We start from the raw sequence: 24,784 nt of genomic DNA, 5'->3' as shown, positions 1-24,784 counted from the left end.
TAGCGCTACGATTTTATTCGAAATGACACACTGATTTTCGAAAACGAACACCTGTGGGTCAACGAGGCGCTTTTGCGATTGACTTGGCATCGCCGCGCTCGCATGCTTTTGCCTTCGAAAAATGAGGTGGCGATGAGCGACAGATCAGACAGCGAAATCAGCATCGGCGAAGCACGCCGCCCCCGAGCCAGCCGGGTGACCATGGGTGTGGTTGCTGAACAGGCCAAGGTGTCCCCCAGCACGGTTTCGCTGTTTCTGCGTGATCCCGAAGCGGTCTCCAGCAAACGTGCAGAGCGAATCCGCCAGGCCATCGCCGACACCGGCTACACCATCAACCGTCTGGCCGGCGCACTGGCAGGCAACCACAGCCGGACAGTCGCCGTGATCGTGCCCTCGATGGTCAACGCGTTCTTCTCGGAAACCCTCAGCGCCATGCAGGAAGTGTTCGAGAGCCGTGGCTACCAGCTGCTGATCGGCAACAGCGACTACGACCCGGAACGTGAGCTGGAACTGCTGCGCGCCCACTTGTCCTGGTCGCCGTCGGCCCTGGTCGTCACCGGCAGTGACCACACTGCCGCCCGCCCGCTGCTCGAAGCCACCGGCATTCCGGTGGCACAGATGTGGGAGCTGGGCAACGACCCGTTCCACCTGCAAGTCGGCTTCTACCACGAGGCCGTCGGCGCGGCCCTGGCCGAGCACTTGTATGCCCAGGGGTTGGAGCGTTTCGTCTATGTCGGCACGCGCATGCACCTCGACCACCGCGCCCGTCAGCGTGCCGAAGGGTTCACTGCGTGGCTGGCCGACAAGGGGCAGACCGCGCAAGTGATCGCGCTGGAACAGAACACCTCGCAGGCCGAGCTCAGCGAAGTGTTCGATGAAATCGCCCGCCACGGCGACGGGCCACAAGGGCTGTGCTGCTCGAACGATGTGCTGGCCATCGCGGCACTGTTCGAAGCCCAGCGCCGCGGCATTGCCGTGCCGGAACAACTGGCGATCGCCGGCTTTGGCGACCTGCCACTGAGCAAGCTCAGCGCGCCGCGCCTGACCACCGTACGCCCCTACCCTGCCGAGATCGGGCGGACCGTGGCCAGCCAGCTGTTGACCTGGATTGAAGCGGGCACCCTCCCCGATCAACCCCAGGTCGTTGACCTGGGCTTCGAGTTGGTCGTGCGCGAGAGCAGTGTGCGCCAGTAACAGGCGCACGCAGTACCACCAGCCTGGCTAAGCGGCCACCAGCACCTTGCCGATCAGGCTCGCGCCTGCCAGCAGCAACAGGCCGAACACCGCCAGGCGCAGCACCCGCGGTGAAATGGCCAACGGGTGGCGGCGCATCCACCAGGTCAGCAGGAACACGATCGGCAATGCCTCCAGCGCGAGGTAGCCCGCCTGCAGCTCGAACCGGTGTGTCGCCACCACCACGCTCAGGCGCATCAAGGCATTGACCGCGAACACCACGATCAGCGTGTCGCGGATGACCTGCACGGCCAGTGGCTGGCGATAGAGCTGGTAGACCAACGGCGGCCCGGCGCTGGAAAACAGCCCGCCCATCACCCCGGAAACACTGGCATAAAAGGCGAAACCAACCCGCCCCGACATCTGCTGGCGACCTTGGGACTGCAGCACCAGCATGAAGCTGCAGACGATGATGGTGATGCCGAGGATGATCTCCAGCAGGTCTCGCTCATGCGTACCCAGCAATGACAGCAACTGCACGCCTCCCACGACGCCCACCAGGCTGCAGGTCAGCACCAGCAGTACGAGGCGGCGCGGCAGCTCCGGCCACTTGCGCACCATGACCAGCGCGTTGGCCAGTGTCAGAATCGAGCTCACGTTCGCCACGGTTTCCATGGGCGCCAGGCCTAACATGCCCGTCAGCCCCAGCAACAACAGGCCGAAAGCAAAGCCGGTGGCGTTCTGGGCAAAGGTGGCGACGACGACACACAACATGAAACCAAAATGCTGCCACAGCTCCATCACTGCGCGCCCTCACGCACCGGGTGCAGCACCCGGCCGGTGGCAAACAGCGCTGCCAGGTTGGCAAGCACCCTGTCGGCCATGGCCTGACGTGTTTCCTGGGTGCCACTGGCCACATGCGGCGACAGCACAACCGTATCCAGTTCACGCAAGGCGGCAGGCACGTGCGGCTCATCCGCAAACACGTCCAGTGCCGCCCCGGCAATCCGGCCGTTGCTCAGCGCCTCGATCAGGGCAGGCTGATCCACGACCGAGCCCCGCGCCACGTTGACCAGCATCCCATTGGCGCCCAGTGCCTCCAGCACCTGCTGGTTGACCAGCCCGTCGGTGGCAGTGCCACCGGGCACAGCCAGCACCAGGAAATCACTGCGCTCGGCCAGTGCCAGCAACGACTCGTGGTAGGCGTATGTCAGCTGCGGCTTTGGCCTACGGCTCGAATAGCTCACCTGCATGCCAAAGGCGCTGGCACGCCGGGCAATGGCCTGGCCGATCGGCCCCATGCCAAGGATGCCGCACCTTTTGCCGCCCAGCGCGGTGGTCAGACCAAAGCGCTCTGCACCCCAGCGCCCGGCTCTGACGAAGCGGTCAGCCACCACCACTTGCCGGGCGACGGCCAGCAGCAGGGCCATGGCGGCGTCGGCCACGCAATCGTTGAGCACATCCGGTGTGTTACTGACCTGGATACCCCGGGCGCTGGCTGCTTTCAGGTCGACGGCGTCGGTACCCACACCGAAGCAGACGATGGCGCGCAAGGCCGGTAACTGCTCGATCAGGTTCGCGCTGGCACCGTGCACTCCCGTGGTCACCACCGCCTGCACGTGTTCGCCCTGCTCGGCCAGCAGCGCGGCAGGCGAATCGCAGCGCCACAGATCTAGTAGCCGATAGTGCTGCTCAAGCTGTGACTGCAAGGCAGGCAGCAGTGGGCCAACGGTCAGCACCCACGGTCTTGCATCAGACATCACGATTCTCTCTCTTGCCAGGTATAGCTGCGGTCAGTTCAAGGCGACGCAGCGGGCCGACCACCACCAGGTAACTGAACATCGCCAGCAGCGCATTGGCCGCAACGAACACCAGTGCCATGTTGAACGAACCGGTGGCCTGCACGATGAAGCCAATGATGATGGGGGTGGTGATGCCACCGATGTTGCCGAAGGTGTTGAACAGCCCGGCCGTCACCCCTCCGGCCTGCCGTGGCGCGGCGTCGGCCATGACCGCCCAGCCCAGTGAGGCGAAGCCTTTGCCGAAGAAGGCGAACGCCATGATCGCAATGACCATCCAGGGCAAGGACACGTAGTTGCAGATGATCATGCTGGTGGAGGCCAGCAGCCCGACGATGATCGGCACCTTGCGCGCCAGGCTCAATGAGCCGGTCTTGCGCATGATGCCGTCGGAACAGAGGCCGCCAAGCAGGTTGCCGACGAAACCGCAGATCGCCGGGATCGAGGCCAGGAAGCCGGCCTGCAGGATCGACATGCCGCGCTCCTGCACCAGGTAGATCGGGAACCAGGTGGTGAAGAAATAGGTAATGGTGGAGAAGCAGTAGTGGCCGATGTAGATCCCCACCATCATCCGGCTGGTCAGCAACCCCTTGAGGATCGCAGGCAGTTTCAGTGCGCCGTCGGCTTTGCGCTGCTTGCCGAGGTGGGCATCCATGTCGACCACCGCACCGCCTTCACGCAGGTAGTCCAGCTCGGCCTGATTGATACGCGGGTGTTCCAGGGGCGAATGCACCTTGCGTACCCAGACCCAGGCCATGATGAACCCCAGCACGCCCATCATCAGGTACACCGAACGCCAGCCATAGGCGTGGATCAGCCAGCCGCTGATCGGCGCGAACAGCACGATCGCGAAATACTGGCCGGAGTTGAAGATCGACGAAGCCGTGCCCCGCTCACTGGCCGGGAACCATGAGGCGACCATCCGGCTGTTGCCCGGTGCCGCAGGCGCTTCGGCCAGGCCCACCAGAAAGCGCAGGGCAAAGAATGCCGTCACCACCAGGCTGACGTTCGAGCCGCCGTTGAACGCCTGGACCAACGTCAGCAGCGACCAGCAGAAAATGCTGACGGCATAGGTGCGCTTGGAACCGTAGCGGTCCAGCAGCCAGCCACCGGGTAACTGGCCCAGCACATAGGCCCAGGCGAACGCCGAGAATATCCAGCCGATCTGCACCGGGCTGAGCGCGAACTCCCCCTGGATGGCGGAGCCGGTGATCGACAGGATGCCGCGGTCGCCGTAGTTCAGCGTCGACACGAGGAACAGGATGAGAATGATCCAGTAGCGCGTGCGTGAAGGCGTCGCTGTTGCCGCGGTGCTGGCCGCGACGTGGCCGGAAATGGGTGCCTGATTCATCGAGAGTCCTTCCGGCGCGCGATGGCGCCGGTTTGTTGTTCTTGTAGGGATGCTCAATCGGCTACCGCAACACGGAGGTAGCCTACGCTGGGTGCAACGGTAGCGGTCAGTAGGCTGTCGCTACCGCTTCGGGCGCCTGGCGGCCTTTCAGGGCGACCAGCAGTTCATTGGCCTTGCTCATCATCATCGCCATATCCGAGGCCACGGCGGCGAAGGCGTAGCCCTGCTCCAGGTAGCTGCCGACCAGCTCCGGCGTGCCGCCGACGATGCCGATGGGCATGCCGATGGCTTTGCAGCGCACGATCGCATCGCTGATCATGGCCTGGATATCAGGGTGCGCCGGGTTGCCGATATGGCCACAGACACTGGACAGGTCACCTGGGCCGAGGAACAGCGCATCGACACCCGGCACGGCTGCGATTTCCTCGAGGTTGGCCAACGCGGTGGCGGTCTCGATCTGCAGGATGCAGCACACCGAATCATTGGCCTGCTGGCCATAGCCCTTCCAGGTGCCGTAGCGGCTGGCGCGGTGCACGGCTGCGAAGCCGCGGGTACCCATCGGTGGATACTTGACCGCGCTGACTGCTGCTCTGGCCTGCTCGGCATTCTCCACGAACGGCACCATCACATTGGTCGACCCCAGGTCCAGTGCGCGCTTGAGCAGCACCGGATCATTGGCGGCCACTCGCACGATCGGCTGCGCACCGGTGTATTGGATGGCCTGCAGGATGTGCCAGAGGTCGCGGAACTCGATCGGTACGTGCTCCATGTCCACGAGCAGCCAGTCGAAGCCTGCGTAACCCAGCGCTTCTGCCGTGCTGGGCGATGCAGACATGAGCCACGTACCGAGCGGTGCAGATTGGCGTTTCAGCAGAGGGGTGAAGGTGGGGGGCGTGACAGCAGTGGACATGGCGACCTCCTGAGGGTTGATCAACCAGCGCTACGAAGCAAAATCGTAGCGCTACGATTTTTCCAGAGAGCCTACTGGATTATTAATCGCAGCGCTACGATTTTATCCGCTTGGCTCCTCTGAACCCGTGTCAGACGCCCGAAATTTGGAGGGCCAGAGGTCAGTACGAGCCAGCCGGAACCTGTCACTCGCCTTCACAGTCAATGTTCACAGATAACGGTGAGCATCGGCTTTGCCTGATAGCGGGGCTTGCCATTGCCAATCACGCATTTGGCTTGTCCGAGGTATCGTGCTTGAACACAAAGCCCCTCCCCTCACAACGGCGCGCTCTGGACTGGCTGAACTTCTTCTTGGCCGACGTGCGCGACGGGCTCGGCCCTTACCTGGCCATCTACCTGCTTGCCGTGCACCATTGGCAACCGGCCGAAATCGGCCTGGTGATGAGCCTGGCGGGCATCACGGCATTGCTGGCGCAAACGCCAGCCGGAGCGCTGATCGACAGCACCAAGGCCAAGCGCGCAGTGGTGGTCGCCGCCGCCCTGCTGGTGACCGGTAGTTGCCTGCTACTGCCGTGGCTATCGTCATTCGCTGCAGTGGCCATTACGCAGGCGGTCGGTGCCCTGGCGGGTTCGGTATTCGCGCCGGCAATCGCCGCCATCTCGCTGGGCATCAGCGGCCCCAAGGCATTCACACGCCGAGTGGGCCGCAACGAAACGTTCAACCACGCCGGCAATGCCTGCTCGGCCTTGCTGGCAGGAGGGTTGGCCTACCTGTTCGGCCCGGTGGTGGTGTTCTACCTGATGGCCTTCATGACCGTGGCCAGCATCGTGGCCGTGGCCCAGTTAGACGCCGCAGCCATCGACCACCAGTTGGCACGTGGCCTCGACCACGGCCCCGGAGGTGATGACCACCCTGCCGGGTTGAAGCTGCTGCTGCACAACCGCACCCTGCTGGTATTCGCCGTGTGTTGCGCGCTGTTCCATCTGGCCAACGCGGCGATGCTACCGCTGGTAAGCCAGAAGCTGTCGCAGATTGATCTGCGCCTCGCCACGCCGCTCACCTCTGCCTGCATCGTCGCGGCGCAGTTGGTGATGGTGCCGATGGCGTTGCTGGTAGGGGCCAAGGCCGAGCATTGGGGACGCAAGCCGTTCCTGCTGGCCGGCTTTCTCATCCTGCCGCTGCGAGGTGTGCTTTACATGGTTTCCGACAACCCGTTCTGGCTGGTGGGTGTGCAACTGCTCGACGGCATCGGCGCGGGCATTTTCGGTGCGTTGTTCCCGATCGTGGTCAAGGACTTGACCGAAGGTACCGGACGATTCAATGTCAGCCTAGGCGCGCTGACGACGGTATTCGGGGTGGGTGCTGCGTTGAGCCCTGGGATTGCCGGGCTGGTAGTCCAGAACGCTGGCTACGATACGGCATTCCTGACCCTGGCGGCCATTGCCGGGGCCGCCTTCATACTGGTGCTGGTAGCGCTTCCGGAAACCCTCCCAGGCGCTTCGCCGTCGCCCTCGTCTACGCCTAAGCCCAAGCCTGCTGGACACTGAACACCCCATGCCTGTCAGCGAAAATGCATCGATCATCTGGGCCGTCGCGGCCCGGGAAGCGGTGAAACTCATTCTGTTAAATTTCTGAGCCTTAACCCTACTTGTGCCTGATCAGCATAAAACCAAGACTGACCATGTAAGGATTATTCCTTACCGTTCAATCTGTATATCCGGGAGAACGCTCATGCCTGCCATCCACGAAATCGCCACGTTGAGCTCAAAGGGGCAGGTCACACTGCCCAAATCCGTTCGCCAGCTTTTGAGCATTGACGCTGGTGGCAAGATTGCATTCGACGTACGTGGGGGTGAAATCGTGGTCAGCCGCGTAGAAACCACCCACGAAGACCCTGCCATCGGAGCGTTCCTGGGTTTGCTGGAGGCTGATATCCGAGGAGGCCGCAACCTCACCACTTTGCCGAAAGGCTTGGCGCAAACCATGCTCGCCAACGCAAATCACTGCGTAAACCTCGATGAAGATATCGATGGTGAGGTCGCGATCTGATGCTGCGACATGACTGGACACTGTTGTTCCATGAAGGTGTGACTCTACAGCTACGCAAATTGCAAGATGCCGCCGCCCGGGCCGAGCAGAACGACCTGCAAGGTTTTGAGAGCAACGCCAACGCGGGCATTGAGCCATCTGATCATGGAGGCTGTGCCTGCCGACCCGGGCCGTGATGAGTTCCGCCAAGGCAACACGCTGGGCACCGCCTACAGACATTGGCGCCGCGCAAAAATCGGCAGGCGCTTTCGGCTGTTCTTTCGCTACGACTCAAGGTCCAAGGTCATCGTCTATGCATGGGTCAACGACGAAAATACCTTAGGTACAACCAAGGCCCGGGTGTGGCGCAAATGGGAAACCCTGTACAACCCGCAGAATAACGCGTCTTCTGCCCCCTCAAGGAATTGCTCATGCTGTATGTAGTCATGCTCGGTGGCCGCCACCCACGGGCCAGTATCGAGGTACACGATGTGCTGTTCGCGCAGGCAGATTCCCTGCAGCAAGCGTACCCGCAATTGCGCGAAGGCTGGTTCGGCAGCCGTGCAGGCCTGCACATCGACTCGTGGCTGGAAGTTGACGGTATCGATCACTACCGTGTCACGTTCAGCCAGCTGGCCCCAGGCCCGGATGACCCGCGGCTGTTCTTCATCAACCTGGGCGGCTACGAGCCGCAGGTATTTGGCGAGGCGCACCGCTACCTGCTGATAGTGGCGAGGGACAAGGCCCAGGCCAAGCAACTGGGCAAGCAACGCATGCAGGCAGGCTGGCGCAAGCCGCATACCGATGCAGTACTGGAAGTTGACGATTGCCTGCCAGTCGACCTGGTGGGCGGGCGCTATGTGCACTTGATCGAAGGTGAACATGGCGGGTCGCGTCAATACAGCGACTATATCCTGCTCTGAGGTTCGCACACCGCGCTAACGGCTGCCAGCTCGTGGAGCGGCACTGAACTGAGAGGATCATTTTTTTACGCCTTTTTTACGACCAGACGGTTTACCTGAATGGATACTGATCGCGCGATGCTCAGGGATGGCATGCGCATCTATTCGACCGTGCAGAGAAACAGTTCGTGACCCAGACCGCCATCGCAGCAAACCACCCCCATCCCAGCAAAACTACCGGCATCGGCATGCTCGTCGCCGCCGTCGGTGTGGTCTACGGCGACATCGGCACCAGTCCGCTGTACACCCTCAAAGAAGTATTCGCAGGCCATTACGGCGTACAGGCCAACACCGCCGGGGTGCTTGGCGTGCTGTCGCTGGTGTTCTGGTCGCTGATCTGGGTGGTTTCACTCAAGTACGTGCTGTTCATCCTGCGGGCCGACAACCAGGGTGAGGGGGGCATCATGGCCCTGACCGCGCTGGCGCACCGTGCTGCGGCGCCCTACAAGCGGCTTGGCCAGATACTGGTGCTGCTCGGTCTGTTCGGCGCCGCGCTGTTCTATGGCGACAGCATGATCACGCCGGCAATCTCGGTGTTGTCGGCTGTAGAGGGGTTACAGCTCGCCTTTGACGGCATCGAGCACTGGGTCGTGCCGCTGTCAGTGGTGGTGCTGGTGGCGCTGTTCCTGATCCAGAAGCACGGTACCGCACGGATAGGTATCCTGTTCGGGCCGGTCATGGTGCTTTGGTTTGTGGTTCTCGGTGCGTTGGGCATCTATGGCATCGTGCAGCGGCCCGAGGTGCTGCAAGCGCTGAACCCGATTTGGGCGGTGAAGTTTTTCTTGCTTCATCCAGGTATGGGCGTCGCCATCCTTGGCGCGGTGGTACTGGCGCTCACGGGTGCTGAGGCGTTGTATGCAGACATGGGGCACTTTGGCCGCAAACCCATCGCACGCGCCTGGTTCATGCTGGTACTGCCCGGGCTGGTGCTCAACTACTTCGGCCAAGGCGCGCTTATCCTTGGCAATCCGCAAGCCGTCCGCAACCCGTTCTACCTGCTGGCACCTGAGTGGGCACTGCTGCCCATGGTAGGGCTGGCCACCCTGGCTACCATCATCGCCTCCCAGGCGGTCATTTCCGGCGCGTTCTCCCTGACGCGCCAGGCCATTCAGCTGGGCTATGTGCCGCGTATGTTCATTCAGCACACGTCCAGCGAGGAGCAAGGGCAGATTTACATCGGCATGGTGAACTGGGCGCTGATGGTCGGCGTAGTGCTGCTGGTAATCGGCTTCGAGTCATCCGGCGCGCTGGCGGCGGCCTACGGCGTTGCGGTAACCGGCACCATGCTGATTACCACCTTGCTGGCCTCGGCGGTGGTCCTGCTGCTGTGGAAGACGCCACGCTGGCTGGCGATTCCTGCATTGCTCATGTTCCTGCTGGTGGACAGCCTGTATTTTGCCGCCAACGCCCCGAAGATCCTCCAGGGCGGTGCATTCCCGGTGATCGCGGGCGTGGCACTTTTCATATTGATGACCACCTGGAAGCGGGGGCGCCGGATGATCGTCGAGCGGCTGGACGAGAGTTCACTGCCTCTGGATCTGTTCATCGCCAGCCTGCAGGCTCAGCCGCCGCACCGGGTGAGCGGTACGGCAGTTTTCCTTTCTGCCCGGCCCGAAGCTGTCCCCCACGCGCTGCTGCATAACCTGCTGCACAACCAGGTGCTGCATGAGCAGGTGGTCTTGTTGACCGTGGTCTTTGAGGATGAGCCACGGGTCAGCGCTGGCCAGCGCTGTGAGGTCGAGGCATTTGGTGGGGGATTCTTCCGCATGAACCTGCACTTCGGCTTCATGGAGGAGCCCAACGTGCCGTTGGCGTTGAGCCGATGCCAGCAAGCTGAACTCCAGTTCGGCCCTATGCAAACGACTTATTTCCTGAGCCGTGAGACCGTCATCGCAGGCAAGCAGATGGGCATGGCGCGCTGGCGAGAGCACCTGTTCGCATTCCTGCTCAAGAATGCCAACAGCAATCTCAAGTACTTCCAGCTGCCGCTTAACCGAGTGATCGAGCTTGGCACTCAGGTCGAGATGTGAGATGCCTGCCTCAGCCATGACGCCATACGTGCCCTACGACAAAGCGAAGGCAACGGGGCAACCCCCTGGCTCAAACGTCAAGGGCACCGCGATGCAAGGCGTTCAGCATGCGCGCGGCGTCAGCGCCTCCCTCGTCCAGCAGGCATAGCGGGATTCCGCCCAGGACGGGTTGCGAATCGGCCAGGCCCTCGCCTATCAAGGCCAGCGGGCATGCGATTTCCATCTGCAACGAGCGCAAGCGCTTGGCCAAGGCGGGGTTCACCGGCGCCTGGACTTTTATCACCAGTGCCGCAGGCTGCATGGCCGCACACACGATGGGGAGCTCTTCAAGTGGCTGCCCGCAACCGAGCACGTCGATGCGCTGTAGCTCGCTGCTCAACAGGAGCCCGGCGCACAACACACTGAGTTCAGCTTGCCCCTCGTTACCGGCCAGCAAGACCTGCGGCGCGTCGACCTGGTTCATTTGCAGACGCAGCAACAAGCGGGCGCGCAAGAACGTGTCGAGAAACAACCATTGGCTACGCTGGCCGGGCGCTGTACCTGAAGCCAGGTCATGCCACACTGGCATCAGCACTTCACGCAGCACGGTGGCCTTGGGCAGGAGTGTGAACAACTGACCATGGATCCCCTCCAGTGCCGGCCGATCGAATGCCTTGGTTGCACGCGCAACGGCCGCGCGCCAATCGTCAAAGGCCGAATGCTGCTGCACAGACGCCTCAGGCTGGGCGGCGAGCAGATCACCGACCTTGCTGACGGACAGGCCGTTTGCCGTCCAGCGCAAGATGTCGCGTATGCGCTGAACATCCCGCGCCGTGTACAGGCGATGGCCACCCTCGGTACGCTGCGGGCGTATCAACCCGTGGCGCCGCTCCCAGGCACGCAGGGTCACCGGATTGATGCCGGTCAAGCTGACAACATCGCGCATAGGTAGCAAATCGGGTGGGGTAGCGTCTGTCATAACGAGGGGATATCCGAGTGGTAGGCCATTCTAAACCCATATGCACCTTCTGCGGCGAGCCGCCTTGGTTCATCATGCAACAAACAGCGCCGATACCTTCTGCACAGAAGCTACGCTGCGCATATCGCATATGAAACGCCAGTAGGTGGGCCCTATGATCACCGCGAAACTCCTGCAACTGATGGTCGAGCATTCCAACGATGGCATCGTCGTCGCCGAGCAGGAAGGCACTGAAAGCATCCTGATTTACGTCAACCCCGCTTTCGAGCGCCTCACGGGCTATCGCGCCGACGATATCCTCTATCAGGACTGCCGTTTTCTTCAGGGCGAGGACCATGACCAGGAAGGACTGGCAAACATCCGCGAGGCGATCCGTGAAGGCCGCCCCTGCTGCCAGGTGCTGCGCAACTACCGCAAGGACGGGAGCCTGTTCTGGAATGAGTTGTCCATCACGCCCGTGTACAACGAAGCGGACCAGCTGACGTACTACATCGGCATTCAGCGTGACGTCACAGCGCAGATATTCGCCGAAGAAAAGGTACGCGAGCTGGAGGCTGAAGTGGCTGAACTACGCGGGCAACTGGGCCAGACCGAGGGCTGACAAAAACCTGTACAAGATTTTCTAGCTGTATAGATTAATGCTTGAGTTTCAGCTATACCTGTACAACAAACCCATTTTGTACAGGATTGCCTGGAGCCCAGCATGTCAGCATACCTACAGCAATTCGCCGAGCGCTTCGCCAGCCTCGATGGGGCTAACCTCGACACACTGGAAGAACTGTACAGCGAAGATGTCACCTTTCGTGACCCACTGCATCACATACAGGGGCTGCAGGCCCTGCGCGCCTATTTCGAGCAGTTGTATGCCAACGCCAGGGATATCCGCTATGCCATCACCAGCGCCGACGAGGTAAGGCCCGGGCAGGGCTACCTGCGCTGGACACTGCAGTTTTGCCACCCACGCCTGGCCAGGGGTCAACCGATCACGTTGCAGGGGTGTAGCTGCCTGCATTGGCGCGACCGCGTGCATTTTCACCAGGACTATTTCGACGCCGGTGCCCTGCTTTACGAACACCTCCCCCTCATGGGTGGTGCAATCCGCTGGCTCAAAGGCAGGCTGGCATGAGCCGCTGCTGGTTGACCGGCGCAAGCAGCGGTATCGGTGCCGCACTCGCCCACATCCTTCTGGAGCAAGGCCACCAGGTTGCCTTGGGCGGGCGTCATGCCGATCGCCTTGCCCCTCTGGCCGAACAGTTTCCGGGGCAGGTATTACTGGCCATCGGCGATCTTGACAACCCGGAGCAGGTCGCCGCGATCGCCGAGCGGATCGAGCAAGCCTGGGGTGGGCTGGACATGGCCATTCTCAATGCCGGTACGTGCGAATACCTGGAGCCGGGCCACTTCGATCCTGCGTTGGTTGAGCGTGTAATGCGCACAAACCTGCTGGGTGTCAGCTACTGCCTGGCGGCGGCCGTGCCCTTGCTTCGCACCGGCCAGCGCCCCCACCTGGTGGTAATGGGCAGTTCGGTGACCTGGCTGGCCCTGCCCCGCGCCGGCGCCTACGGTGCGTCCAAGGCTGCGGTGCGCTACCTGGTGGAGTCACAGCGAATCGACCTGGCTCGCGAGGGGATCGCGGTCACCTTGGTCAGCCCTGGCTTCGTCGACACGCCACTGACACGTCGCAACGATTTCCCCATGCCGCAGCTGTGGACTGCACAGCGCGCCGCGCGGCATATCGCCACGCGCCTGCCCCGGCAGCCTCTGGAAATCAACTTCCCCGGTCTTTTCACCCTGGTATTGCGCCTGGCAGGGGCGTTACCCGCGCGCCTGCGCTTGGCACTCGGCCAACGCCTCGCCCGTCATGAACAGGAATGATGATCCATGCGTATCGCAATCATCGGCAGTGGCATCGCGGGGCTGACCTGCGCCCATCTGCTGTCACGCAAGCACGAAGTAACGGTTTTCGAAGCCGAGCAATGGATCGGAGGGCACACGCATACCCTCGATGTGGTCTGGAAGGGCCAGCGCCATGCAATAGATACCGGCTTCATCGTGTTCAACGACTGGACCTACCCCAACTTCATACGCTTGCTTGACCGGCTCAAGGTCACCTCACAGCCGACCGAAATGAGTTTTTCCGTGCACGATCCGATCACTGGGCTGGAATACAACGGTCACGATCTGAACACACTGTTTGCCCAACGCCGTAACCTGGTTTCCCCAGGTTTCTGGGGCATGATACGGGATATTCTGCGCTTCAACCGCCAGGCGCTGGCCGACCTGGACAACCAGCGCATCGATGCAGACACCACCCTGGGCGCCTACCTTCAGACACAGCGCTACGGGCAACGCTTCATCGACCACTACATCGTGCCGATGGGGTCGGCGATCTGGTCGATGTCGCGGGCAGACATGCTGTACTTCCCGCTTGAGTTCTTCGTGCGCTTCTGTCGCAACCACGGCTTGCTGTCGGTCAACCAACGTCCACAGTGGCGGGTAATTGAAGGCGGTTCACGCAGCTATGTCGCGCCGCTGTGCCGACCGTTTGCTGAACGCATACGGCTCAGCTGCAAGGTATCCCGGGTCAGCCGCGATGAGGGAGGCGTGACGCTGGTGAGCGCGGCCGGCAGCGAACGCTTCGACAATGTGGTGTTCGCCTGCCACAGCGACCAGGCTCTGGCCCTGTTGGAAACCCCAACCATGCAGGAGCGTGCGGTACTCGGCGCCATCGGCTACGCCAGCAACGATGTGGTGCTGCACACCGATACCCGCCTGCTGCCACGCCGCAAGAGCGCCTGGGCCAGCTGGAACTACCGCCTGGGCGGCCCAGAGCAAGCGCCCGCCGCGCTGACCTACAACATGAACATCCTGCAAGGTATCCAGGCACCGACCACCTTCTGCGTAAGCCTCAACCAGACCGCATTGATAGACCCGGCGCAGGTGATCGCGCGCTTCCAGTATGCCCATCCGCAGTACAGCATTGCCGCATCCGCCGCACAGGCATGCCAGGCACAACTACAGGGCCAGCAGCACAGTTACTTCTGTGGTGCCTATTGGGGCAACGGCTTTCATGAGGACGGGGTGGTCAGCGCGCTGAAAGTGGCTGCGCATTTCGGAGAGCAATTGTGAACAGCAGCCTTTGCCTGGGCTGGATCAGCCACCGTCGGCTGACGCCGCGGCTGCATGCTTTCCGCTACCGGATTGGCATGTTCTACCTGGACCTGGACGAACAAGCCTGGTTGATGGGCCTGTCACGCTGGCTTGGGCGCTGGCGCCTCGCGCCGCTGTGCTGGCGCGAGACCGACTACCTGCCAGCCCAGACCCGCCACGGTGAAACCCTGGCACAGGCCGCACGCTTGCTGGTGTGTCAGGCCACTGGGCATATGCCCGAAGGCCCGGTACGGCTGCTCACGCAACTGCGTTGCTGGGGGCTGTCGTTCAACCCGGTGAGCTTCTATTTCTGCCACGACCGCGACGGCTGCCTGACGGCAATCCTGATGGAGGTGCGCAACACCCCGTGGCGTGAGCGTTTTCATTACGTCCTGCCGGTGCAAGAAGACCTTGCCAAGCGGTTCACCGTGGCCAAGGCCTTCCATGTTTCACCGTTCATGCCGTTGGACATGGACTATCACCTGCGCTTTTTCCTGAGCGCGGACCATGTACGCATCCACATGCAGAACTGGCAAGACGGCCGCAAGGTGTTCGAGGCCGACCTCGCCCTGCACCGTCAGCCACTGGATGGAACCGCGCTACGCCGGTATGTCATGACCTTCCCATGGATGAGCCTGCGCACTGTCTCGGCCATCTACTGGCAAGCGCTACGCCTGTTACTCAAACGCACCCCCGTGCATGACCACACCACCCGCCAGAATGACCTGGCGCTCGGCCAACCTTGCGAGGATCCTGAAGATGTCAAATCCCACACTGAGCGTTAGCAAGTTCGCAGGCCTTGCCCCCTTGCTCGGCGGGCTGGCACGAAGCGCCGTGCTCGCCCAGCTGGGCAAGCTGCGCCACGGCCACCTGCGCCTGCTCAGCCACGGGCAGCAGTGGAGTTTCGGTGATGTCGACAGCCCGTTGCAGGCCGAGGTGGAGATCCTCGATGACGCCTCCTGGAGCCTGATCGCCGGCAATGGTTCGATCGGTGCTGGCGAGGCCTACATCCACGGCTATTGGCGAAGCCCCGACCTGGCGCTGGTGACCCGCCTGTTTGTCGCCAACCTTGAGGTGCTCGACGCGCTCGAGGGTGGCCTGGCCCGTTTCGGCCGCCCTGCCCTGCGGCTTCTGCACCGGCTCAACCGCAACAACAAACGCGGTGCCCGGCGCAATATCCTCGCCCATTACGATTTGGGCAATGCCCTGTTCGAGCGGCTGCTGGACCCCACCATGATGTATTCGGCGGCCCAATTCCAACATGCTGGGCAAACACTGGAGCAAGCCCAGTTGCACAAGCTGGAGCGCATCTGCCAGAAGCTTGAACTGCACCCCGACGATCACCTGCTGGAAATCGGCAGCGGCTGGGGCAGCCTGGCAATCCACGCGGCCACCCGTTACGGCTGCAGGGTCACTACCACAACAATCTCCGAGGCACAGTACAGCCATACCCTGGCGCGCGTTCAGGCCCTGGGGCTGAACGCGCGCGTGAAGGTGCTGCGCGAAGACTACCGCGACCTGCAAGGCACCTTCGACAAACTGGTTTCGATCGAAATGATCGAGGCAGTCGGCCATCGTTACCTGCCTGTGTATTTCCGCCAGTGTGCCTCGCTCCTCAAGCCCGACGGCCTGATGCTGCTGCAGGCGATCACCATCCGCGACCAGCGCTACGCCCAGGCACGGCGCTCGGTCGACTTCATCCAACGCTATATTTTCCCAGGTGGCGCCCTGCCTTCGCTCAGCGTGTTGCTGGACACCGCCAGCCGCCACACCGCACTCAACCTGGTGCACATGGAGGATTTCGGCCAGGACTATGCCCTCACCCTGCAGCACTGGCGTGAAAACCTGCGCCAGGCGCGCACAGCACTGATGGACCTGGGCTACGACGACATGTTCCAGCGCCTGTGGGAGTTCTACCTGTGTTACTGCCAGGGCGGTTTCGAGGAGCGCACTATCGGCGTTGCGCACCTGCTGTGGGCAGCGCCACTGGCTCGGCGCGCCCCCTTGCCTGACGGTGCCTGATGCCCGGGCGCTGGCTGGTCGCCAATGCCGTCTGGTTACAGGCTGGCTGGTGGATCTGCGTGCTGGGCGCCGAACGCCCGTGGCTATTGCTGCTGGTGATTGCAGGTGTGGTGGTGCACCTGCGCCTCTGCCCGGACGTCAACGCCGAGGTCAAGGCGCTGTTGCGCGTCTCCTTGGCCGGGTGTGTACTCGACAGCGCGCTGGGGGCGCTGGGCGTGTTCGGTTTCGACGCCTGGCCGCTGCCACTGTGGCTGGCGCTGCTGTGGCTGGTGCTGGCCAGCGGCATGCGCCACAGCCTGGCATGGGCCGGCAGGCGCTGGCAGCTCGGTGCGCTGCTGGGCGCATTGGGTGGCCCACTGGCCTATGTAGGCGGTGCAAGATTTGCGGATGTCGCCCTGCCATTTGGCGCGCTGCAAACCGGCCTGCTACTGATGCCGATCTGGGCCTTGGCCCTGCCCCTGCTCGCGCGCCTCGCGGCGCGGCGCTGACCTGCGGCATCGCTCGGAGCAATAGCGCACCTGCTCCCAACAGCGAGCCCAGCGCTTGCGCCAGTTGAACGGCCGACCACACACCACGCAGACCTTGCTGGGCAAAAGGCTCTTTTTCATAGCGGCTGCTGCGCATCGAGCCGCGCCAACAGCGCCTGGCCACGCTGCCACACGGCGTCGCGCCGGCTAGCCGTCATACCATCAAGGCTGCGATAGACCAGGGTCAAACGCGGGTTCGTCGACAGCAGCGGACGATGGCGGATGAGAAAATGCCAGTACAGGGCATTGAACGGGCAGGCATCGTTCTCACTGACATGATCGACCTTGTAACTGCAAGCCTTGCAATGATCGGACATGCGCTGAATGTAACGACCACTGGCGCAGTACGGCTTGGACCCCAGGTAGCCGCCGTCGGCGTGCATCACCATGCCAAGCGTGTTGGGCAGCTCGACCCAGTCGAAGGCATCCATGTAAACCGCCAGGTACCACTCGCAAATCGCGGTGGGTAAGATACCGGCCAGCAAGGCGAAGTTGCCGGTCACCATCAGCCGCTGGATATGGTGCGCGTAGCCCAACCGCAGGGTCTGCCCGATGGCTTGCTCCATGCAGCGCATGCGGGTGCGCCCGGTCCAATAGAATTCAGGTAACGCTCGGTCGTTGCCCAGGTGATTGAGCCCGGCATACTCCGGCATGCGCAGCCAGTAGATACCGTGCACATACTCGCGCCAGCCGATCAACTGGCGAATGAAGCCTTCAGCTGCATTAAGCGGCACCCGCCCCTCGCGCCAGGCCTTGTCGACCTCCTCACACAGACATCGCACATCCAGAAGCCCAATGTTGAGCGCCGCACTGATGCGCGCATGGAACAGGTACGGCTCGCCCTCGGCCATTGCATCCTGGTAGTCGCCGAAAGCCGCCAGGCCAAAATCCAGAAAGTGCTGCCACAGCTGCTGTGCCTCGGCATGGGTCACGGGGTAGTCAAAGCCGTCGATGTCCCCGTAGTGGTCGCTGAAGCGCCGACGTACCAGGGCGACCACCGCTGCCGTGATCCCGTCCTGCGCAAAATGCGCAGCGAACGGCCCACGCAACTGGCGAGGTAATGGCTTGCGGTTGTCACCGTCAAAATTCCAGGCCCCACCTGCAGGGCCGTCGGCCTCCATCAGCAGGCCGGTTCGCTTGCGCATGCCACGGTAGAAGTGCTCCATACGCAGCTGACGACGCTCATGGGCCCAGCGCGCAAAGGCTTCGCGGGAGCACAGAAAACGCGTGTCGCGATGCCACACGAGGGGCAATGCGGCATCACGCAAAGCCTGCTCCAGGCGCCACTCCCCGCACTCGGTCAGGTGAACGTGCGTGGCGCCCAGTGCCTGTTGCCAGCGCTGCAATTCGCCCACGATGCTGCCGCTGTTGCCGTCAGCATCGAGCTCGACATACTGCACCTGCCAACCCCGTTCACGCAGGGCCTGGGCAAAGTGCCGCATGGCGCTGAAGATGAGCACGATCTTGAGCGGATGATGCGGCACGTAGCGGGCCTCACCCTCCACTTCCGCCATCAGAACAGCATCGCGGGCGGGATCAAGGGCAGCCAGGCTGGCCAGGTCGAACGACAGCTGGTCACCCAGCACAAGGCCCAGGCGCATCGTTCAGGCTACCACTGGCTGGTGAGCGTTACCGGTACGCGCAGCGGCGCAATGGGGCCGTCACGTTGCCCGCACATCTCATCATGCACCACCTGCTGTACCAACATGCAAGGCACGGGTGGCAGGTCGGCCAACAGCTGCCGCAGCTCGGTAGTGGAGCGCACGCGAACGGGCTGCCCATGGGCATCGCTCAATGTCACGGGGCCGGCGTCGGTCAAGGCGCGCAGGAGGTAGAAGCCACCTTCCAGCGACAGCAGTTCAAGTTCCTTTGCTTCGCCGGTCGAAACCAGCTGGGTAAGCGCGATCAGGTTCATGGTGTGCCCTCTGGCAGGCGGCGGAAGAACAGGGTGATCTGGCCGATTTCAACGCCCAGCTTGCTCATGCTTGAACGGTTGATCAGGGTGTCGTCATCCATGAGGTACATCCAGTCGTCCAGGTCTACCTGCCAATGCCGCCCGTCAACTGGCAAGTCCAGCTGGTACCGCCAGCGCAGCGCGTTACCCGCCACTTCGCCGCGCGCCTCGCCGATCACGTCCCCTGCGGTACCGCGCCAGCGGCCAGGGCCGTCTGGCACCAGTGTCCAGGTACGCTGCTGGCGAGTGCCATCGCTGTAGAGAAAATGTTCGTCGAGGATCAGCCGCTCACCTTCGCGGCGGCTGTCGATACGCACGTGGAAGCGCTTGACCACTTCCCCGGAACGCTTCTGGAACATGCCCCAGGCCTGCACTGGTCGCGAGAAGAATGCAGCCAGGTCCAGTTTCGGTTGCTCCTGGGCATAGTGCTCGACACCAACATTGCCACAGCTGCCCAGAAGCAGGCAGGAAACCAGCAACAGCACTTTGTACATGTTCATGTCCCTCAGTCGTTGCCAGCCTGCCCAAGCAGGCGCTGGCGCAGTTGTGTATCCCGGGCTCCGGGGTCGAGCCAGATGGCAAAAAACGCCCTGGCAAAGACCGGGTCGGCGATTTCACGGCTGAATTTATCGTCGACGTAAAAGCGGCAGCCCTGCCCCGGCAGGTACAAGCCGGTAATGCGCATGCCGGGGCGCACGTCCACAAATGCCTCTTCAATCCCACGGGTCCAGGCCGTACGTTGTTGCGGCGTTATGCTGCCACCGTTGAGGCGGCGCATTTCCTCGAGGCTGGCCTGTACCAAGGTGTCCCTGGACAACGAACGGTGGTAGAGGAGCTCAAGGGCGAAGGGCTGGTTCCAGTCATGAACTGGCCCTGAAGTCCATAATTGGGCTGTATACAGACGCAGACCAAACCAGGTGAACTCACCACTCCCAAGCCGTTGCGCCCCAGGCAGCTCCGCCCTCCAGCCCGCCACCGCTGAAAAGGTAGCCAGTAGCAGACAAAGGCAAGCCCAACGAGCGCGGTGCGCCATACTGACCTCGAGCACGCATAAATACTGTACAACAATAGCATCTTGTACAGATATTGTGTTCCAGCTGCATAGATTTTAATGCGCAGCGCCAGACCTCGGTCACGTCACCAGTGATATCACCAGGTCCGCAATATTGAGAGGCACGAATGCCACGGTCAGCAGCGCATAGGCCTTGCGCGAGCTGGCTGCAAACACACACAGCGGCATCATGATCATGACCACGTCAACGGCGCCCCACAGCGCCATGGGCGAAACGCCGAACAACAGAATGTTGACGATGAACCCAAGCAGGTAATAGCCCGACAGAAATAACAGCGCGAAGCGGCCATCCTGCTCGAAGTACACGCGAAGCCCTTCGCGCTCGTCCTCGTTGCGGCTGGGCAAGATCAGCGCCGAGGAAACGAACAGCGCAAGTGCCAGCAACACCAAGAGCAAAAACTCCTGGAACGAGAAGGTGGCCCTGACTTGCGGCAGCGAATTGACCGCCCACCAGAAATCCATCTGGGTGGTGAAGAGCATGACCGCCCAGACCAGAGCCACCCAGTCTGGAGCAGCGTTGCGCCGGATTCGGAAGACGGTCAGCGCCCCCAGAAGCAGGCGTGTGACAGAAAGGCCCAAGACCATAGACAGGACGGTAGCAACGATAGGGAAATTGCTCATGGTGCCTCCTGCGGACCAAGACTCTGGACAGCGTAGGCGGCGAACAGCAAACTTTGCACAAATGAATACCGGTTCTGGGGGCGTGTCGCAGGATTTTCAGTGCCTGTGAAACCGAGCGCCGCGCGGGCGGCGCGGGTCTACTCCCCAAAACAAGCCTCGAGGCTGGCTGTTCCTCACCAAAACCTGCAGCGTCACTCACCCAAGGAGCCTGCCTTGTCAGAACGCACCCACTGCGGCGTGAAGCCCAGCGACTCTGCCTGGTCAGTGTTTCTGCTGTTCTTGCGCCTGGGGCTGACGTCTTTCGGTGGCCCCATTGCGCACCTGGGTTACTTTCGTGAAGCATTTGTAGCGCGCCGCCAATGGCTCAGCGAGCGCAGTTATGCCGAGCTGGTCGCGGTGTGCCAACTGCTTCCCGGTCCCGCCAGCAGCCAGGTCGGCATCGCGCTGGGCCTGTCACGGGCGGGTTTCGCAGGCGCTGTCGCTGCGTGGGCAGGGTTCACATTGCCATCGGCCCTCCTGCTGACGCTGTGTGCTCAGGGCCTGGGGGCATGGGGAGGTGGCGCCCCAAGTGGCCTGTTGCACGGCCTGAAAATCGTCGCAGTCGCCGTGGTGGCCCAGGCGGTGTGGGGCATGGCACGTAGCCTTTGCACCGATGTTGCGCGGGTAACCATCGCCCTGTTCGCTGCCTGTACCGCGTTGCTGTGGCCCAACGCGATCGGGCAGATAGCCGTGATCTCAGGCTCGGCCATCACAGGCTTGATCCTGCTCAAGCCTCCGGGCTCCCCGGCAGGGGAAGAGCTGCCGTTTTCAGTCAGCCGAAGGGCCGGGCTGGCTGCGCTGGTCCTGTTCTTTGCCTTGTTGGTAGGCTTGCCGCTATTGACTCGCATCTGGCCCTCGCAAGCACTGGCAATGGTCAACGCGTTTTATAGCGCAGGCTCGCTGGTATTCGGCGGCGGGCATGTGGTGCTGCCGTTGCTTGAGTCGGCCACAGTGGCCAACGGCTGGGTCACAAATGACACCTTTCTCGCAGGTTATGGCCTGGCGCAGGCCATACCGGGCCCACTCTTCACGTTTGCAGCCTTCCTGGGTGCAGCCATGAGCGTGCAGCCCTCCGGCTGGGTGGGCGCGACGGTTGCCATTCTCGCCATTTTTACCCCCTCCTTCCTGTTGGTGATCGGTGTCGTTCCCTTCTGGGAAACACTGCGGCGCAGCGCCCGCAGCCAGTCAGCGCTTGCCGGTGTAAACGCCGGCGTGGTCGGGCTTCTGCTGGCTGCCTTGTACCAACCGGTGTGGACGAGCGCCATCGCCAAGCCAGCAGACTTGGCATGGGCGCTGATCGCCTTGATGGCCCTGATGTTCTGGAAGTGGCCTGCAGGGTTGGTTGTCCTGGGCTGCGGCGTGTTCGGTTGGCTGCTGAGCGGCACCTTATAGCCGCGCAACGAAAACAACCAGGCTGAGGGCTCATTCGCCTTCAGCCTTGAAACCAGCGTTGCGGCCTCACCGCCCCGGCAACATGCGCTTGAGGGTATTGTCCTTCAGCCAGTAATGATGCAACAGGCCTGCACAGGCATGCAGCCCGATCAGCCAGTAACCGGCATTCCCCAGCCACTCATGCCACCCCCTGAGCGCCCTGGCCAGCGTCGGGTCCACCGCCACGGGTGCAGGTATGGCCACACCCCAATAGGGCAACGGCTTGCCAGCAGCCGCGAGCATCAGCCAGGCCAGCAGAGGTGTAAGGATCATCAGGACGTACAATGCAATATGCAGCACGCTGGCCATCAAGCCCTGCCAGGCAGGCGGCGTCGGCACGATTGCAGGCCGTGGGCTGAGCCGACCAAGGAGGCGCAGCCACACCAGAGTGAAGATGCCAATACCCATCAAGGCATGCACGCCTAACAGGGGGCCCTTGAGAAAGTGCCCTTTGGGCAATACCTCGCGCAATTGGACACAGGCATAAACGCCCATGAATAAAACGAGCATGCTCCAATGCATGATTATCGAAAGTTGCCCGTAACGGGCGGGGTTCGACGTGCGTGCCATATCCAGGGCCTCTTGTGACAGGGAAGTATTCGCTGCCCATCGGCGCTGAAGGCAAACCGGGCAACGTACACCACCACGTTGTCAGCCCAAGCTTAAAGAAGTCTGAAGTGCCGATACGTTATTTGAAACAGGTGAGGCCGTGCAGCGATTGGCTTGAGCAGCTCACTGCAAGGGAAGCGACACGATGGCAGCCAGCCCGCCAGTGGCCCTGTTTTCCAGGCGCACCTGCCCCCCCAGCCGCTCGACAATGGTGGCCACGATGGATAACCCCAGCCCTGCGCCATTGGGGCTATTGCGGCTATAGAAGCGCTCGAATACGCGCGCAAGATCCGCGTCGTCTATGCCCTGGCCTTCATCTTCGACCACCAGTTCGAAGCGAGTGGCCAGGCGCCTGAGTGATACCGTGATGCGCCCGCCAGGCGGTGAATGCTCCACCGCATTGGAAACCAGGTTCTGCAAGGCGATGCCCAACGCGCCGGCATCGATCATCAGGCCATGGTCACCTTCGCTGAGATCCAGCGAGGGCTCCAGGCCGCGATCCAGGATCCAGGGGGTGAGATCCGCCAGCACATCGGTGACCACTTCGCCCAGGTCGACACGGGTGGTGGCGCGCTGACCAAGGCGCGGCTCGACCCGGGCGAGGGTCAGCAACTGGTTGACCACCCGGGTCAGCCGGTCCACGCCGCCAATCAGAAAGCCCAGGGCTTTCTGGCGCTCGGCATCGGTACTGGCGGCCTGTGCGTTCTGCGCATGCAGGCGCAGGATCGCCAGCGGCGTGCGCATCTCATGGGCGGCGTCGGCAATGAAGCGATGCTCACGCCGCAGCAGGTCATCGATCTGCGCCAGCAGGCGGTTGATGGCGGCTTGCATAGGCTCAAGCTCGGTCGGCAACGGCACCAGTTGCAGGGGTTCGAGGGAGTCGGCATGGCGCCCACGAATCACATCGGCCATGTTCTGCAACGGGCGCAAGCCCCAGCCGATGGCCGCCCAGACCAACAGTGCCAGGCCCAGGCTGCCAAGCAGGAACGGGAACAGGGTATGGCGTACGATGCGGTCGATCAGGTCGTAACGCACATCGTCGCGCTCACCCACCCAGATTACCCACTGTTTTTCGGGCACCGGTAATACAAAGCCGCGCCACTGTTCGCCACCACTGGCAAAATCGTAGAAGCCCGCCGCCGTAGGCGGTGCGTCGAGCGTCGGCGCACTGGGGGTGTGCACCAGCAACCGTGCTCCCTCACCCCACACCTGGAACGCCAGCTTGCTCTCATAGGGGTGGCCCACACGGTGGCGCCCGGCCTTGCCCAGCGCCTCGTTAAATGCCTGATACAGCTTTTCGCGGTTGCCATCCTGCACCGGCAGGTTCATCACCCCCTGCAACAGCCGGGCATTCTGAGCCATGTGAGCATCGTAGACTTCGTTGATCTCGCGGCGGCTGTCGTGATAGTTGTACAACGCCAACAAGCCGGTGCCGAGCAGCATCAGCGCCATCACCCGCCACAATGTGCGCTGGCGCAACGAGCTCACAGCTTGGCCTCGACCAGATAACCGATACCGCGCACCGTGCGGATCAGGCCGTTGAACAGTTTCTTGCGCAGGTGATAGATGTTCACCTCCAGCGTGTTGCTCTCAGGCTCCTCGTCCCAGCCATACAGCAGCTGGGTCAACCGCTCACGCGTGAACACCTTGCCCGGTTGCGCCAGCAACTCGTGCAGCAGGCGATACTCTTTGGGCGTCAGTATCACAAGCACGCCGTTGTAGTGCACCTGCTGGGTGGCAGGGTCCAGGCTTACGCCTGCGTGCTCGATCAGCACCTTGGCCCGCCCGGCGCTGCGCCTGAGCAAGGCGCGCAGGCGGGCCTTGAGCTCATTGAGGTCAAAAGGTTTGACCAGGTAGTCGTCGGCTCCGGCATCCAGGCCAGAGATACGGTCCTCGGTCGCATCGCGCGCGGTGAGGATCAGTACCGGCAAGCTGTTGCCCCCTGCCCTCACCCGTCGCAGCAGCTCGATGCCGCCCAACCGCGGCAGCCCGAGGTCGAGGATCACCAGGTCGAACACTTCATGTTGCAGGGCATGCAGCCCGCTCAGGCCATCGCGCAGCCAGTCGAGGGTGTAGCCCTCTTGGCGCAACCCGTCGCAGATCCCCTCGCCCAGGGCGGTATCATCCTCAACCAGCAGCAGCCGCATG

The 24,784-nt window shown here is 62.4% G+C and carries 27 protein-coding genes and 1 pseudogene; 14 read left to right on the top strand and 14 right to left on the bottom strand.

Features of this window, described 5'->3' with window-relative positions; genetic code table 11:
- Positions 1-132 precede the first annotated feature (132 nt).
- Positions 133-1,194 carry a LacI family DNA-binding transcriptional regulator gene (locus tag OZ911_RS11855; RefSeq protein ID WP_016486299.1) on the top strand — a complete coding sequence of 354 codons (1,062 nt, stop codon included), beginning with the start codon at positions 133-135 and terminating at the stop codon, positions 1,192-1,194.
- A 27-nt stretch (positions 1,195-1,221) separates the two neighbouring features.
- On the opposite strand, the gene OZ911_RS11850 is transcribed toward OZ911_RS11855, so the two are convergent.
- From OZ911_RS11850 to OZ911_RS11835, 4 genes are all read right to left on the bottom strand, one after another.
- Positions 1,222-1,974 (bottom strand): TSUP family transporter, encoded by a 753-nt coding sequence (locus OZ911_RS11850; protein WP_023048304.1) that lies wholly within the window; start codon positions 1,972-1,974, stop codon positions 1,222-1,224.
- Positions 1,974-2,933, bottom strand: a complete 960-nt coding sequence (locus OZ911_RS11845; protein WP_070086334.1) for a 2-hydroxyacid dehydrogenase — start codon at positions 2,931-2,933, stop codon at positions 1,974-1,976. Before OZ911_RS11845 ends, OZ911_RS11850 begins: the two co-directional genes overlap by 1 nt.
- Positions 2,926-4,323, bottom strand: coding sequence for an MFS transporter (locus tag OZ911_RS11840; protein WP_023048303.1), 1,398 nt, complete (start codon positions 4,321-4,323; stop codon positions 2,926-2,928). Before OZ911_RS11840 ends, OZ911_RS11845 begins: the two co-directional genes overlap by 8 nt.
- Positions 4,324-4,429: 106 nt before the next feature.
- Positions 4,430-5,197, bottom strand: a complete 768-nt coding sequence (locus OZ911_RS11835; protein WP_033731983.1) for a 2-dehydro-3,6-dideoxy-6-sulfogluconate aldolase — start codon at positions 5,195-5,197, stop codon at positions 4,430-4,432.
- Positions 5,198-5,436: 239 nt separating this feature from the next.
- On the opposite strand from OZ911_RS11835, the gene OZ911_RS11830 reads away from it, so the two are divergent.
- The 5 genes and pseudogenes from OZ911_RS11830 (at position 5,437) to OZ911_RS11810 (ending at position 10,253) form a co-directional block, all read left to right on the top strand.
- Positions 5,437-6,780 (top strand): MFS transporter, encoded by a 1,344-nt coding sequence (locus OZ911_RS11830; protein WP_231995328.1) that lies wholly within the window; start codon positions 5,437-5,439, stop codon positions 6,778-6,780.
- Positions 6,781-6,964: 184 nt separating this feature from the next.
- Positions 6,965-7,282, top strand: coding sequence for a type II toxin-antitoxin system PrlF family antitoxin (locus OZ911_RS11825; RefSeq protein ID WP_023048301.1), 318 nt, complete (start codon positions 6,965-6,967; stop codon positions 7,280-7,282).
- Positions 7,282-7,603, top strand: a pseudogene (locus tag OZ911_RS11820) (type II toxin-antitoxin system YhaV family toxin); the annotation flags it as partial. The gene OZ911_RS11825 and the pseudogene OZ911_RS11820, both read left to right, overlap by 1 nt.
- 89 nt (positions 7,604-7,692) lie before the next feature.
- Positions 7,693-8,184: a DUF1543 domain-containing protein gene (locus OZ911_RS11815; RefSeq protein WP_016486291.1), complete on the top strand. Its 492-nt coding sequence runs from the start codon at positions 7,693-7,695 to the stop codon at positions 8,182-8,184.
- Positions 8,185-8,411: 227 nt separating this feature from the next.
- On the top strand, positions 8,412-10,253 hold the full coding sequence (locus OZ911_RS11810) for a potassium transporter Kup (protein ID WP_049870375.1): 1,842 nt from the start codon (positions 8,412-8,414) through the stop codon (positions 10,251-10,253).
- 70 nt (positions 10,254-10,323) lie between these two features.
- On the opposite strand, the gene OZ911_RS11805 is transcribed toward OZ911_RS11810, so the two are convergent.
- Positions 10,324-11,211 carry a MerR family transcriptional regulator gene (locus OZ911_RS11805; RefSeq protein ID WP_016486289.1) on the bottom strand — a complete coding sequence of 296 codons (888 nt, stop codon included), beginning with the start codon at positions 11,209-11,211 and terminating at the stop codon, positions 10,324-10,326.
- Positions 11,212-11,365: 154 nt separating this feature from the next.
- Between OZ911_RS11805 and OZ911_RS11800 the strand changes: the two genes are divergently transcribed.
- The 7 genes from OZ911_RS11800 to OZ911_RS11770 all read left to right on the top strand — a co-directional run bounded on the left by OZ911_RS11800 (position 11,366) and on the right by OZ911_RS11770 (position 16,871).
- Positions 11,366-11,812, top strand: a complete 447-nt coding sequence (locus OZ911_RS11800; RefSeq protein ID WP_016486288.1) for a PAS domain S-box protein — start codon at positions 11,366-11,368, stop codon at positions 11,810-11,812.
- A 102-nt stretch (positions 11,813-11,914) separates the two neighbouring features.
- Positions 11,915-12,337: a nuclear transport factor 2 family protein gene (locus OZ911_RS11795; RefSeq protein ID WP_016486287.1), complete on the top strand. Its 423-nt coding sequence runs from the start codon at positions 11,915-11,917 to the stop codon at positions 12,335-12,337.
- Complete coding sequence (locus tag OZ911_RS11790) at positions 12,334-13,086, top strand: SDR family NAD(P)-dependent oxidoreductase (RefSeq protein ID WP_016486286.1); 753 nt, start codon at positions 12,334-12,336, stop codon at positions 13,084-13,086. Before OZ911_RS11795 ends, OZ911_RS11790 begins: the two co-directional genes overlap by 4 nt.
- A gap of 6 nt (positions 13,087-13,092) precedes the next feature.
- A complete protein-coding gene (locus OZ911_RS11785) occupies positions 13,093-14,340 on the top strand; it encodes an NAD(P)/FAD-dependent oxidoreductase (protein ID WP_023048298.1) in 1,248 nt (415 codons plus the stop codon).
- Entirely contained in the window at positions 14,337-15,146 is an 810-nt protein-coding gene (locus OZ911_RS11780; protein ID WP_016486284.1) for a DUF1365 domain-containing protein, read from the top strand. Before OZ911_RS11785 ends, OZ911_RS11780 begins: the two co-directional genes overlap by 4 nt.
- Positions 15,121-16,383 (top strand): SAM-dependent methyltransferase, encoded by a 1,263-nt coding sequence (locus OZ911_RS11775; RefSeq protein ID WP_070086335.1) that lies wholly within the window; start codon positions 15,121-15,123, stop codon positions 16,381-16,383. The genes OZ911_RS11780 and OZ911_RS11775 overlap by 26 nt, the downstream gene beginning before the upstream one ends.
- Positions 16,383-16,871: a DUF2878 domain-containing protein gene (locus OZ911_RS11770; RefSeq protein WP_070086336.1), complete on the top strand. Its 489-nt coding sequence runs from the start codon at positions 16,383-16,385 to the stop codon at positions 16,869-16,871. The genes OZ911_RS11775 and OZ911_RS11770 overlap by 1 nt, the downstream gene beginning before the upstream one ends.
- On the opposite strand, the gene OZ911_RS11765 is transcribed toward OZ911_RS11770, so the two are convergent.
- The 6 genes from OZ911_RS11765 to OZ911_RS11740 all read right to left on the bottom strand — a co-directional run bounded on the left by OZ911_RS11765 (position 16,809) and on the right by OZ911_RS11740 (position 20,557).
- Complete coding sequence (locus tag OZ911_RS11765; RefSeq protein WP_082421981.1) at positions 16,809-16,991, bottom strand: DUF2256 domain-containing protein; 183 nt, start codon at positions 16,989-16,991, stop codon at positions 16,809-16,811. The two genes, OZ911_RS11770 and OZ911_RS11765, sit on opposite strands and share 63 nt — an antisense overlap.
- A complete protein-coding gene (locus tag OZ911_RS11760) occupies positions 16,988-18,511 on the bottom strand; it encodes a cryptochrome/photolyase family protein (RefSeq protein ID WP_070086337.1) in 1,524 nt (507 codons plus the stop codon). The genes OZ911_RS11765 and OZ911_RS11760 overlap by 4 nt, the downstream gene beginning before the upstream one ends.
- Before the next feature lie 8 nt (positions 18,512-18,519).
- On the bottom strand, positions 18,520-18,825 hold the full coding sequence (locus OZ911_RS11755) for a DUF6482 family protein (protein WP_016486281.1): 306 nt from the start codon (positions 18,823-18,825) through the stop codon (positions 18,520-18,522).
- Positions 18,822-19,358: a DUF3833 domain-containing protein gene (locus OZ911_RS11750; protein ID WP_024717789.1), complete on the bottom strand. Its 537-nt coding sequence runs from the start codon at positions 19,356-19,358 to the stop codon at positions 18,822-18,824. The genes OZ911_RS11755 and OZ911_RS11750 overlap by 4 nt, the downstream gene beginning before the upstream one ends.
- An 11-nt stretch (positions 19,359-19,369) precedes the next feature.
- Positions 19,370-19,897: a chalcone isomerase family protein gene (locus OZ911_RS11745; RefSeq protein WP_024717790.1), complete on the bottom strand. Its 528-nt coding sequence runs from the start codon at positions 19,895-19,897 to the stop codon at positions 19,370-19,372.
- A gap of 99 nt (positions 19,898-19,996) precedes the next feature.
- A complete protein-coding gene (locus tag OZ911_RS11740; protein ID WP_023048296.1) occupies positions 19,997-20,557 on the bottom strand; it encodes a hypothetical protein in 561 nt (186 codons plus the stop codon).
- Between the two features lie 213 nt (positions 20,558-20,770).
- Here OZ911_RS11740 and chrA point away from each other — a divergent pair, with 213 nt between their 5' ends.
- The gene (gene chrA, locus OZ911_RS11735; RefSeq protein ID WP_016486277.1) at positions 20,771-21,988 is read left to right on the top strand and encodes a chromate efflux transporter; all 1,218 of its coding nucleotides are present in this window, start codon (positions 20,771-20,773) and stop codon (positions 21,986-21,988) included.
- A 66-nt stretch (positions 21,989-22,054) separates the two neighbouring features.
- On the opposite strand, the gene OZ911_RS11730 is transcribed toward chrA, so the two are convergent.
- The 3 genes from OZ911_RS11730 to OZ911_RS11720 all read right to left on the bottom strand — a co-directional run bounded on the left by OZ911_RS11730 (position 22,055) and on the right by OZ911_RS11720 (position 24,783).
- Positions 22,055-22,597, bottom strand: coding sequence for a cytochrome b (locus OZ911_RS11730; RefSeq protein WP_016486276.1), 543 nt, complete (start codon positions 22,595-22,597; stop codon positions 22,055-22,057).
- Between the two features lie 162 nt (positions 22,598-22,759).
- On the bottom strand, positions 22,760-24,124 hold the full coding sequence (locus OZ911_RS11725; RefSeq protein ID WP_024717791.1) for a sensor histidine kinase: 1,365 nt from the start codon (positions 24,122-24,124) through the stop codon (positions 22,760-22,762).
- Positions 24,121-24,783: a response regulator gene (locus OZ911_RS11720; RefSeq protein WP_016486274.1), complete on the bottom strand. Its 663-nt coding sequence runs from the start codon at positions 24,781-24,783 to the stop codon at positions 24,121-24,123. The genes OZ911_RS11725 and OZ911_RS11720 overlap by 4 nt, the downstream gene beginning before the upstream one ends.
- Between the last annotated feature and the right edge of the window lies 1 nt (position 24,784).

The sequence above is a fragment of the Pseudomonas fortuita genome (assembly GCF_026898135.2).
GTDB lineage: Bacteria > Pseudomonadota > Gammaproteobacteria > Pseudomonadales > Pseudomonadaceae > Aquipseudomonas > Aquipseudomonas fortuita.
Note: the sequence above shows the minus strand (reverse complement) of the source record. Positions and strands in the feature narration are given on the sequence as shown.

Coding starts and splice junctions, on each gene's coding strand:
- OZ911_RS11855 (WP_016486299.1), top strand. CDS start 133: ATGAGCGACAGATCAGACAGCGAAATCAGCATCGGCGAAGCACGCCGC.
- OZ911_RS11850 (WP_023048304.1), bottom strand. CDS start 1,974: ATGGAGCTGTGGCAGCATTTTGGTTTCATGTTGTGTGTCGTCGTCGCC.
- OZ911_RS11845 (WP_070086334.1), bottom strand. CDS start 2,933: ATGTCTGATGCAAGACCGTGGGTGCTGACCGTTGGCCCACTGCTGCCT.
- OZ911_RS11840 (WP_023048303.1), bottom strand. CDS start 4,323: ATGAATCAGGCACCCATTTCCGGCCACGTCGCGGCCAGCACCGCGGCA.
- OZ911_RS11830 (WP_231995328.1), top strand. CDS start 5,437: ATGTTCACAGATAACGGTGAGCATCGGCTTTGCCTGATAGCGGGGCTT.
- OZ911_RS11825 (WP_023048301.1), top strand. CDS start 6,965: ATGCCTGCCATCCACGAAATCGCCACGTTGAGCTCAAAGGGGCAGGTC.
- OZ911_RS11815 (WP_016486291.1), top strand. CDS start 7,693: ATGCTGTATGTAGTCATGCTCGGTGGCCGCCACCCACGGGCCAGTATC.
- OZ911_RS11810 (WP_049870375.1), top strand. CDS start 8,412: ATGCTCGTCGCCGCCGTCGGTGTGGTCTACGGCGACATCGGCACCAGT.
- OZ911_RS11805 (WP_016486289.1), bottom strand. CDS start 11,211: ATGACAGACGCTACCCCACCCGATTTGCTACCTATGCGCGATGTTGTC.
- OZ911_RS11800 (WP_016486288.1), top strand. CDS start 11,366: ATGATCACCGCGAAACTCCTGCAACTGATGGTCGAGCATTCCAACGAT.
- OZ911_RS11795 (WP_016486287.1), top strand. CDS start 11,915: ATGTCAGCATACCTACAGCAATTCGCCGAGCGCTTCGCCAGCCTCGAT.
- OZ911_RS11790 (WP_016486286.1), top strand. CDS start 12,334: ATGAGCCGCTGCTGGTTGACCGGCGCAAGCAGCGGTATCGGTGCCGCA.
- OZ911_RS11785 (WP_023048298.1), top strand. CDS start 13,093: ATGCGTATCGCAATCATCGGCAGTGGCATCGCGGGGCTGACCTGCGCC.
- OZ911_RS11775 (WP_070086335.1), top strand. CDS start 15,121: ATGTCAAATCCCACACTGAGCGTTAGCAAGTTCGCAGGCCTTGCCCCC.
- OZ911_RS11770 (WP_070086336.1), top strand. CDS start 16,383: ATGCCCGGGCGCTGGCTGGTCGCCAATGCCGTCTGGTTACAGGCTGGC.
- OZ911_RS11765 (WP_082421981.1), bottom strand. CDS start 16,991: ATGAAAAAGAGCCTTTTGCCCAGCAAGGTCTGCGTGGTGTGTGGTCGG.
- OZ911_RS11760 (WP_070086337.1), bottom strand. CDS start 18,511: ATGCGCCTGGGCCTTGTGCTGGGTGACCAGCTGTCGTTCGACCTGGCC.
- OZ911_RS11755 (WP_016486281.1), bottom strand. CDS start 18,825: ATGAACCTGATCGCGCTTACCCAGCTGGTTTCGACCGGCGAAGCAAAG.
- OZ911_RS11750 (WP_024717789.1), bottom strand. CDS start 19,358: ATGTACAAAGTGCTGTTGCTGGTTTCCTGCCTGCTTCTGGGCAGCTGT.
- OZ911_RS11745 (WP_024717790.1), bottom strand. CDS start 19,897: ATGGCGCACCGCGCTCGTTGGGCTTGCCTTTGTCTGCTACTGGCTACC.
- OZ911_RS11740 (WP_023048296.1), bottom strand. CDS start 20,557: ATGAGCAATTTCCCTATCGTTGCTACCGTCCTGTCTATGGTCTTGGGC.
- OZ911_RS11730 (WP_016486276.1), bottom strand. CDS start 22,597: ATGGCACGCACGTCGAACCCCGCCCGTTACGGGCAACTTTCGATAATC.
- OZ911_RS11720 (WP_016486274.1), bottom strand. CDS start 24,783: ATGCGGCTGCTGCTGGTTGAGGATGATACCGCCCTGGGCGAGGGGATC.